Annotated in this window: 1 protein-coding gene; it reads left to right on the forward strand. The window is 31.5% G+C overall.

The window, feature by feature from the left end:
• Positions 1–238, forward strand: a 238-nt coding sequence (locus SB660_RS23580; RefSeq protein ID WP_410585013.1) for an ATP-binding cassette domain-containing protein, incomplete at both ends; no start/stop codon positions are given.

Consider the following 238-nt stretch of genomic DNA (forward strand, 5'->3'; position numbering starts at 1 on the left):
TAGGCTTTTTACCACAAGATTTCAGTTATTATCCGGACTTCACAGGTATGAAATTTATGTTGTATATTGCTGCTCTTAAAGGTATAAATAAAAACCTTGCCAAAAAAAGATGTCTTGAACTATTAACACTAGTTGGACTAGAAGATGTGAAAAATAAAAAAATAAAAAAGTACTCTGGAGGAATGAAACAACGGTTAGGGATTGCACAAGCAATGATTAATGATCCAGAAGTATTGAT

This window comes from Bacillus sp. SIMBA_005 (assembly GCF_046535585.1).
GTDB lineage: Bacteria > Bacillota > Bacilli > Bacillales > Bacillaceae > Bacillus > Bacillus pumilus.